8 protein-coding genes are annotated in these 8,759 nt (G+C 55.7%); 4 read left to right on the top strand and 4 right to left on the bottom strand.

The features are described 5' to 3' along the window. The 3 genes from serA to ACETWG_06490 all read left to right on the top strand — a co-directional run. Positions 1-1,617: phosphoglycerate dehydrogenase (gene serA, locus ACETWG_06500; protein ID MFB0516237.1), on the top strand; the 1,617-nt coding region annotated here is incomplete at its 5' end. Between the two features lie 231 nt (positions 1,618-1,848). Beyond that, positions 1,849-3,063 (top strand): hypothetical protein, encoded by a 1,215-nt coding sequence (locus ACETWG_06495; GenBank protein MFB0516236.1) that lies wholly within the window; start codon positions 1,849-1,851, stop codon positions 3,061-3,063. Between the two features lie 34 nt (positions 3,064-3,097). Further along, positions 3,098-3,844 (top strand): hypothetical protein, encoded by a 747-nt coding sequence (locus ACETWG_06490; protein MFB0516235.1) that lies wholly within the window; start codon positions 3,098-3,100, stop codon positions 3,842-3,844. A gap of 96 nt (positions 3,845-3,940) precedes the next feature. On the opposite strand, the gene ACETWG_06485 is transcribed toward ACETWG_06490, so the two are convergent. The 4 genes from ACETWG_06485 to ACETWG_06470 all read right to left on the bottom strand — a co-directional run bounded on the left by ACETWG_06485 (position 3,941) and on the right by ACETWG_06470 (position 7,328). Next, the gene (locus tag ACETWG_06485) at positions 3,941-4,279 is read right to left on the bottom strand and encodes a P-II family nitrogen regulator (GenBank protein ID MFB0516234.1); all 339 of its coding nucleotides are present in this window, start codon (positions 4,277-4,279) and stop codon (positions 3,941-3,943) included. Positions 4,280-4,367: 88 nt separating this feature from the next. After that, complete coding sequence (locus ACETWG_06480) at positions 4,368-5,549, bottom strand: amylo-alpha-1,6-glucosidase (protein MFB0516233.1); 1,182 nt, start codon at positions 5,547-5,549, stop codon at positions 4,368-4,370. A gap of 1 nt (position 5,550) precedes the next feature. Then, positions 5,551-6,693 (bottom strand): glycosyltransferase family 4 protein, encoded by a 1,143-nt coding sequence (locus ACETWG_06475; GenBank protein MFB0516232.1) that lies wholly within the window; start codon positions 6,691-6,693, stop codon positions 5,551-5,553. Beyond that, positions 6,690-7,328, bottom strand: a complete 639-nt coding sequence (locus ACETWG_06470) for a PIG-L deacetylase family protein (GenBank protein ID MFB0516231.1) — start codon at positions 7,326-7,328, stop codon at positions 6,690-6,692. Before ACETWG_06470 ends, ACETWG_06475 begins: the two co-directional genes overlap by 4 nt. Positions 7,329-7,762: 434 nt before the next feature. On the opposite strand from ACETWG_06470, the gene gatB reads away from it, so the two are divergent. Further along, a partial coding sequence (gene gatB / locus ACETWG_06465) for an Asp-tRNA(Asn)/Glu-tRNA(Gln) amidotransferase subunit GatB (GenBank protein ID MFB0516230.1) occupies positions 7,763-8,759 on the top strand: 997 nt, incomplete at its 3' end.

The following is an 8,759-nucleotide window of genomic DNA, read 5'->3' as shown; positions in this document are numbered from 1 at the left end:
AACCTTCGATCACGTCCTGACGGACGAAGGCGAGGCCTGATGAAGCGGGTACTGATTACCGACCCCATTTCGCCCCGGGGCAAAGAGCTCCTTGCCCACCGGGGGCTGGAGGTGGTTGATCTGGCTGGTCAGCCCATCGACGCGATACTGAGCGAGGTGGGTGGGATTCATGGCTGGATCGTGCGTAGCGGCACCAGGGTGGATGCCGAGCTATTGAAACGGGCCGATAATCTGCAGGTGGTTGGCCGGGCCGGCGTGGGGGTGGACAATATTGATCTGGAAAGGGCTACCCTGCGGGGCATCGTGGTGATGAATACCCCCGACGGCAACACCATCTCGGCTGCCGAACATACGCTGGCCCTGATGATGGCGCTCTCCCGCAACGTGCATCTGGGGCATGGGCAGCTCCAGGTAGGGGAGTGGGATCGTCAGGCGCTGCGGGGAGTGGAACTCCGTGGCAAGATCCTGGGAATTATCGGGCTGGGGCGGATCGGCCGGCAGGTCATGGGTTATGCGCGCTCGCTCGGTATGCAAGTGCTGGGTTATGATCCCTATGCCCCTCAGCAACTGTTGAAATCCGATGAGCTCAAGCTTGTCTCGCTAGAGGAACTCCTGTCACAATCGGACTTTGTGACACTCCATGTTCCCCTGAACGATGAGACCCGCAACCTTATCGACGCCCGGCGGCTGGCGCAGATGAAACCCACTGCCCGCCTGATCAACTGTGCCCGGGGTGGGATCGTTAATGAGGCGGACCTGGTCGAGGCCCTCAATAACGGAACCATCGCCGGGGCGGCGCTGGATGTCTTCGTAAATGAGCCGATCACGAAGGACCATCCACTGGTTAAGGCCAAGAACATTTTGCTGACGCCCCACCTCGGTGCTTCCACTAAAGAGGCTCAGGAAGGGGTGTCGGTGGCCATCTGCCAGCAAGTCGCCGATTTCCTGCTGGAGGGCAAGTTGCAGGGCGCCCTGAACGTGCCGGTGGCGGATATGGCTCTGCTGAAGCAGTTGGAACCCCACCTGGAGCTGGCCGTGAGCATGGGCCGGCTGCTGAGCCAGCTGGTGGAAGGAAGTGTTATGGCGGTGCAGGTGACTTGCTCCGGCACCATAGAGGACTCTCATCCGGTGGCCCTGGCCGCCCTGCGCGGGGTTCTGGAGCATATGCTGGATACCCGGCTGAACTTCGTGAACACCGCCGCCGTGGCCCGGGAAAGGGGTATCACTTTCACCCATGCCTTCAAGTCTGCGGAGGTCGGCTATGCCAACCTGGTGCGGGTGGAGGTGACCACCGACCGAGTCCAGAAATCGATGGCCGGTTCGGTCTTTGGGGCGCAGCATCCGCGCATCGTGGAGATCGAGGGCTACCACCTGGAACTCCAGCCGGAAGGGGTAATGTTGTTTATCCGCAACCGTGATGAGCCTGGCGTTTTGGGCCGCATCGGCACTACCCTTGGCGGCTTCGGCATCAATATTGGCGAGGCCCTGCTTAACCGCGAACACAGTGCGGAACATGCCTACCTGGTAATCAAGGTGGACAGCGCCCCCGATGACGAGCAACTCCAGGCCCTGGCGGAGCTGGAGGGGATCATGTCGGTGAAGAAGGCGGTGCTATAGCGATTAGTTGTTAGTATTAGCCGGCAGCTTGCGGCAGCGCCTGGGTGGACATCGTGGGTCCGAGTTGGGACCTACTTTGGGCCTATTGCTTCGACGGGAATGGTGAATCCGGTAATGTGTTTTTTTCTACCGGTTGAAAGTGTTGAATTCGACCGGGAATGTAAGACTGTCCCGGTGATTTGTCGTTAGCTTGGTGCGCGAAAAGAGTGAATTGTTTCCGGGGAGGTTGAAATGAATCAGCACCGAATGACCAGGATGCGACTTTGGGTTTATCTCATCGCGTTCACGGTAACACTTAGCTCTCTGGTATTCAGTCAATCAGGGCCCTACCGTGAATATCGTTTCCTCTTCGGCCAGCCGTATGAACTTGATCCTATCGCCACAGCGGGCACTTCGTTGAACAAGGTATTCCAGGACATGTATTATAGAGGTATCGGGCCGCGACTGCCGGAAAGGCTTCAGCCGATTGCCGAAACGGTCTGGGCAGTCTATTGGACCTATATATTCTCCCTCTGGCCGCATGAATTTGGACATTGGGCCCGGGCACGGCAGGTAGGCGGTGATTTTATTATTCACGGCTTCAGCTTTCCGTTCCCCAAGGCGGAAATGGATCTGCCAGCCTCATTATCCGTCGAAGAAGAGACGCTAGCCTCCATCGGTGGCCACGAAATCAACAACCTTATGATGCGCCAGACTCACCTTGACTTCTATCAACATCATTACGCATATGCGGACGAGCTCATCCATGCCTTTATTCAAGAGGTATATTTCACTTTCTATGCCTTTGTAATTGCTCCGGCGAACCCCGAAGAGCCTTCAACCTGGACCTCGACGGTAGGCGACCCGGTGGAGTCGGCTTTATCGGTTTATGAAAACTATACCAGCCGACCTGCCATCCGCCAGGACGGTTCGGTTGATCCCGAGTTAAGCAGCTATTATCAGGAGGCAGTATACCTGAGTGTACTGTGGATCATGCTGGACCCGATGCTTTACCAGAGCGCAAAGGCTTTTGGCGCCGACATGGAACAGAACCACGGCCTGCTAACGCCGCGGATGTTCGGCGATGAAATCAAAGCCTGGATCTGGGGCACCCAATTCAATCCCTCACCATTAGGATATGAGCTGTATCTCACCAATTATCTGCGCTTTAACCGGAGGCTATATGCCCTGTATATCAAAGCTGGCAGGCCTTACAGGAACACCGGTATCGGTATCCAGGTTCCCGGCCTGGTGGAGCAGGGGAAATTCACGTTGGGGGCCGCTTGTGACCTCTGGGATCAGGATATGTATGGCCGGGGCGCCGCTATCGCTTTTGATGTTAAGTATCAGTTTTATAAAGGTTTTGGCCTGTTACTTAAAGGTGGTTGGAAAGACGAAGGCTACCTCCTCGGAAAGCGGATAGATAAATCGGCAACCTTTTTTGTCGGCGTCAGTTATCAACGTTAAACCCGAACTATTTGAGTAACGGGGGAGAAGAGAAATGAAGGCAGGATTCTCGATGTTTGGCTTTGTGGTTTTATCAGGTTTCCTACTCATGATAGGATGCGAGGATGAAGACATCCTAGAGCCCGAGAATCCTCTTGATATGCCTTACTCGGTGGTCATTGATACGGCTGATTTTGAGGATTCCACCATTACAGGCAATGCCTTTTTTCCGATTACGCCCGGCACCACCTATGTGTATGAAGGTGAGAATGAGGACGGTCTATCGGTTCGAGTTGAGGAGGAGCATACCGCTGACACCAGGGTGATTATGGGAGTCACTTGTGTGGTAGTGAATGCCCGGGAGTACGAGGAAGGGCATCTGGTGGAGGACACCTTCGACTGGTATGCTCAGGACAAACACGGTAATGTCTGGTATTTCGGAGAGGATTCCAGAGAGATTGAAGATGGTCGAGTTGTGAGTACAGCTGGTTCGTGGGAAGCGGGTGTCGCTGGTGCCCTGCCGGGTATCATCATGCTTGCCAATCCCATCGAGGGCTTGTGGTATCGCCAGGAGTACTTTGAAGGAGAAGCCGAAGACGTCGCGCAGGTTTTGAGCCTCAACGAAACGGTCACCGTCCCATACGGGACCTTTGGCAACTGTCTGCAAACGGCCGAATGGAATCCCCTGGAGCCGGGGATTGTGGAACACAAGTTCTACGCCTCGGGATTAGGATTACTGAGAGCAGTGGCGGTTAAGGGCGAGTCTGGTTTTGAGGACCTGGTTGAAATCACTGCCGAGTAGGCCCGGTCCCTTCAATCGGCTTGAAGCAGTAGGCAGCCCTGGGATTGCCCGTGGGGCCTTGACGTTGATACCCGGTCAGGCTTCAGGTGAACGCAGTCAGATAGCGTCGGGGCCTCTCTCGCCGGTTCGGATGGAAATGGCTTCGTCCATACTTGAAATGAAGATCATTCCGTCACCCGGTTGACCGGTAGCGCCCGCTGCGCGGATGGCGGCAACAATCGCATCCACTTGTGCTTCCAGACAGATCAATTCGAGCTTGACGACACTACCGTAACGGGCCGCGTAGCGGGATGAATAACGAGCGCTTCGCGGATCCGTCCACCCCGCGATGGCAGCCACGTCGATGACGGTTAATCCTTTTATGCCGATTTCTTCAAGAGCCAGAATCACATCATCGGCTCGGTCCGGACGCACGTAGGCCGTTATTTCTTTCATGGTAAGGTTCCCATGTTTGGAATTTGGGGACAGCTTGATTCAATGTGATACCTGGCTTTAAGGCCTATTTCGATGGGTTTTTTCACCGTTACCAATCGCGGACTTGATCGAAAAAGGGAGTTCTATTCTGTTTGACACATTCAGCCGCATAGATGTACATCGCGGCTGACCAGGTCTGCCAATCCTGGCCCTGCGGTGTACTGTCCTGAGCTCGAAGCCATTCATTGAAGCCGAAGTCCAGATCGGACTGGCGGGATAGCCGGACGAGGTTGGTCAGGGCGGCGAGCTTCTGTTGGGCTAGTCGGTGTCGCCCAGCCGCCACCAGGGCGGCAATATAAAGACCACAGGTCCAGGGCCATATACCCCCGTTGTGGTATTCTCCAGGGCGATTATAGGTGCTGTCCCGATGTCTCCATTCCGGATCGCTTGGCTGAACATAGGGGAAGAAGTTGGGTGGCAAATCTACCGACAGTTCTCCCCGCTGCTTGAGCGCCTCGCATTCCTTTTCCACCCAGGTGATGATATTGCGAGCCCTGGTGGGGGAGGCGATTCCACTCAGGATAGCAATACTGTTGCCCACCAGATCAAAGCGGCCGCTGGTATATATTTTATATGCCCAGAAGGCATAATACGGCCGACGCCGAAGTGCGAGACCTTCAGGAATTACGTGCTGGATAATACCCTCCTCATCCATTGCGAAGCGTGACATTCTGCTGCGGAGGGATCGTGCTCTTTCATGTTGATCCCAGAGCCGCAGGTAGGTATACACCAGGGTGTTGACGAAAAGACCATATCCGAGGACCCACTGTTCATCCCGCCAGTCACTGGTAGGCTGTTGGGCCACGATAACCCAGTCAGTGGGGCTTTGATATTCCATCCAGAGCAGTGATTTGCGTGCTGCTTCTTTCAGGAAATCGTGCTCTTGGGTTACCCGTCGGTAGAGGGCCAGTGCCAGGAGGAACAGGGGTGTTGTATCGCTGGCGCCTCGCTCTTCGCGATTGTGAGTCAGGGAAGGGATGTGCCCCAGGCGACTCTGATTTTGAGCCAGAGTCTCCAGGACCCTGCGCAAAGCGTTGATCAATACCTTATTCCCGGTCAGAAGAATACCCGGAGCGGCAATCATCAGATCGCGAGTATATGGCTCCGGATAACCCCAGCCTGCTGTCCGGGGCAGACCATGATAAGGACCATGGGCATTATGAACTAGGACCTTTTCCGCCTCTTTAACGGTCGCGTCGATCAGTGTCGCTGTATGCGCATCCAGGCCCATCTCACGAGATTCCCTTGTATTCAGTCACCAGCTGCAAGAATTTTTTAGCCACCACCCGATAGTCGAACCGTTTGACGACCCGTTCCCGGCCGGCTTTACCCATCTTCTGGCGTAGTTCGGGATTTTGCATCAGTGCCATCAGGTATTCGGCGATGTCGTGGATACTGGCGCGATAGTCGACCGAACGGGGGCTTTTGAAGACCACCCGATGGCTTTCCCCATAGCCGGAATCCTCACCGACGGTGGTCTCTCTCAGCCGGACTTCAACGGCTACCTTGGCCAGGAAAGCCGTCTCCTCGTGTACGAGTGTATCCAGAAAAGACATAGCCTTGATTCCGATTACGGGTTTCTCGCAGGCACCCGCCTCGATATGCGGAAGCCCGAATCCTTCCAGGCGTGAAGGGGCGGCATAAATATCACAGGCAGCCATCAGGTAAGGCATGAAGTTTCGTGACACGACGTTGGTGCTATAGACGACATTGTGGTTGATTCCGAGCTGGGTGGCCAGTTGCAGGTCCTGCAAATTCTGCTGTTCGGTTCTTGGCTGGGGCCATACCTTGCAGACATATTTCCAATCGGGAGCCCGGGTGTCGATAAGTGCCAGTGCCTGCATCACTTCCTGAGCGCCCTTGGAAGCGGCGTCACCTCCCACGGTAAGAATCATGATCTGATCAGGGGCCACACCCAGCGCTTCCCGAACCTTGGCCACCTTCGGATCACTTCGATCACGAGCAATAAACGCATCGGTATCGCAGCCAACCGGCAGCAATTCAATATTGTTGCCGCTTAATCCGTCGCGAATATAGATTTTCTTCACCCAGTTGGAAGTCACCAGCACGAGCGGCAGGGCTTCCAGGATTTCGTGATAGTTCGCCATGAAGCCATTGGATACCAGCCAGGGTACCGGAGTCACTCCATATCTCTGGGGATGAAGTACGATATGCGGTACATGGCCCCAGTAGCCAATTCCCACGACGACATCAGGTTCAAACCAGCGGTAATACCACTCTTTCTCCTGCGCCGATTCAAAGTGAACGGCATGAACATCTACTCCTGTTTCTTTCAATCCACGGTATAGTAAATCCCCTTGTGTCGCAAGTCCACCGGGGGACGGAGGATAATCATAAAGTACCAGAATCTTCATCGTTGAGCTTCCTTTTCAGTTAACCATAGTTTCACTTCAGACGCCGATCCAATGCGCCAGAACGCTTCGGTTCGGGGGGTCGTTCTGGCTTCGTAAGATTCTAACGCAAAGCCATAAATACTGGTAATAAGCCTGAATTTTGCCTGCCAGATGGACTCCGGGAGCGGTGTGATGATGTCCGCGTCTGGTATGGGCCGGGGCAGATAGGCGCCCTGGCCGTCCTCGTAGGCGAACAGCCAGATTTCTTTCGCATCTAAGATTCCCTTTTCCCAGAGATTCAGCACGGCTCGTCCAACTTCTTCGTGCCGGCGATGCCGGGTGTATTCTCCACGTGGGCTATGGGTAAGGACCCAATCGTAGTGACCGGCCGGGACCAGAGTATGGATCGCTTCTGCCACGATAAGCGTCGGTAAGGCTATCTGTTCGGGTTCGTCATTAAGGTTTCCCATCTCGCCGCCGGCGCGCAGATAGTCCAGAGACTTCCGGAATCTGGGCTCTCGATCGGGATCTGTCCGTCGGCAAAGTGTGTAAATGCTCCAATCGTATTCGGGGTGCATGAGAATGGTTCCCCCGGACCAGAGAACCTCATCATCTGGATGAGCCACGGCAACTAGAGCTTTTTTAGGCTTTCCCATGTGGTGGCGGCTGGATGAAGCCGATTATCCAGGAATCACGCTATCGGGCAGTATATTCTGTTGACCTCGACCGTAACCTACTGTGTCTGCCATGCAGCTCACTCTATTCCAGTCGATAATTTATTAAGGGTGTGGATATTTCTCATACGATTACCAGCATGATATGATGGTCCACTCGGGACGCACAACGTCACCCGCCTATCTGTGTTTGGGTAGGCCCGGTTCCTCGAGCTGGTCCTGCCGAGATGGGTAGAAAGCCCACCGTCAGCCAGAGCCGAGCCTGCCCAGAGTCCGCTGGCCGGCGGATCGAAAAGGAAGTAAAAGGGCTGAAAGGAGACCCAGGTAAGGTGGAATACTTCGGGAGGACTTACTGCCTTGGCCCGTGAATTGCGTCAAGGCATTGCGTAAATTCGACTCAATAAGAAGCTGACATCATGGCATCAGAGGAGCTTCATAGCACCATGGAGAAGTGGGAGCCGGTGATCGGGCTGGAGGTGCACGCCCAGCTGTCGACGGATACCAAGATATTCTGCCAGTGCCGGCGGACCTACGGTGCCCCGCCCAATACATATACCTGCCCGGTCTGCCTGGGCTACCCCGGGGTGCTACCGGTCTTGAATGAGCAGGCGGTGGAGTTCGCCATCCGCATGGGGCTGGCGGTGGGCTGCCGGATCAGGCCACTCTCGCGGTTCGCCCGCAAGAACTACTTCTACCCCGACCTGCCCAAGGGCTACCAGATTTCGCAGTACGAAGAGCCGCTCTGCGAGGAGGGCAGCCTTTCCTTTTGTATGGAAGACGGCAGCGTTAAGACGGTGGGTATCACCCGCATTCACCTGGAGGAAGATGCGGGGAAGGCGATTCACGGTTTGGAAGACGAAAGTTATATCGATTTCAACCGCTGCGGAACGCCGCTGATCGAGATTGTCAGCGAGCCGGATGTCCATTCACCAGAGGAGGCTCACCGCTACCTGGAGCGCCTGAAGCAGACCCTGCAGTACGTCGGGGTGAGCGATGCGGACATGGAGAAGGGGCAGCTGCGGTGCGACGCCAACATTTCGGTGCGGCTGTGGGGCACTGCGGAATTCGGCACCCGGACGGAGATGAAGAACCTCAACTCCTTCCGGGGTGTGGAGCGGGGTCTGAGCTACGAGATCCGGCGGCAGGTTGAGATTCTCGAACAGGGGGGTACGGTGGAGCAGTGTACCCTCACCTGGGACGAAGCCGCTGGCGAAACCCATCTTCTACGCACCAAGGAGGAGGCCCAGGACTACCGCTATTTTCCCGAGCCGGATCTGGTGCCACTGGTGATCGACCAGGCGCGGGTGGAGGCCATCAGGGCCGAGCTGCCCGAATTGCCGGCGCAGGTAGAGGAGCGCTTCACCCGGGACTATGGCCTCCGGTTCCAGGACATCGAGATTCTCACCCGCAGCC

This window comes from Candidatus Neomarinimicrobiota bacterium, from assembly GCA_041862535.1.
Lineage (GTDB): Bacteria > Fidelibacterota > Marinisomatia > SCGC-AAA003-L08 > TS1B11.
Note: the sequence above shows the minus strand (reverse complement) of the source record. Positions and strands in the feature narration are given on the sequence as shown.